This is a genomic window from Vibrio sp. 10N.222.48.A3, assembly GCF_041475345.1.
GTDB classification, from domain to species: domain Bacteria; phylum Pseudomonadota; class Gammaproteobacteria; order Enterobacterales; family Vibrionaceae; genus Vibrio; species Vibrio tasmaniensis_A.
The window spans coordinates 1-812 of sequence record NZ_JBFRVX010000975.1; the positions used below are offsets into that span (position 1 = coordinate 1).

At 38.4% G+C, this 812-nt stretch carries 1 pseudogene; it reads right to left on the minus strand.

Annotated elements, in window-relative coordinates:
* Positions 1–517 (minus strand): annotated as a pseudogene (locus AB4653_RS22660) (ATPase); the annotation flags it as partial.
* Positions 518–812 lie beyond the last annotated feature (295 nt).

Here is an 812-nt window from a genome sequence, read left to right on the forward strand (position 1 = left end):
CAAACAGCTCGCTGTATTCTGAATACAAGCGCTTGTAGCTCGATGCAAACATAGTGTCGGCACCAAGAAACTTTAAGTAATCCATTTGCACTATCGAGTCGGCTAATACTCTGTCAGCCTTTTCCTTTAGCACTAAGATCGAGTCATAATTTGATCGAATCAACGCGATTTTTTCATCAAAGGCTTCAGCGTAAGTTAATGTCGAAAAAATCGAGTAACTCTTGGTTAACCGTGTTTGATCTTTCAGTAAGTCCGCATAAATGCTTTCAGCATCATCCCAAGCGTCTAATAGTTCATTGTAATTCTCTGGAGCATAGAGAGACAATTGAGCGTGTTCTTCAAGCTTAGTCTCCCACTCGGAGTAAACACTTTGGACAGACTGAAATGAACGGACCTCTACTGTTGATTCATTGTCATTTGTGGTTTGGTTCGCGCCTGTCTGCTCTGAGGGTGTACTTTGACAACCTGAGATAGCAAATAGCATACTGATCGTTAATGCTACTTTGTTCACTCTCACTGATGCGTTTCCTTTTTATACAATATTAGCTGGATGCAATATATTTCTAGTAACACAATATATTACAACCACTTCCCAATAAACATCGTTCAGAATTTAAGTGGCTGCAAATCACGCAATCTAACTAAAATAAACCCACCATACGACGATTAATCATTCAATTTGGTATCACTTATCAATTCTATTTATTTGCTATTGCTTGAGCCGTGAATGCGCACTAAGGTGAAGGTAGAGAACGTTATGAATATATAGGTTAATTATGAAGTACAACGCTGAACATATTGCTGATTTAAAC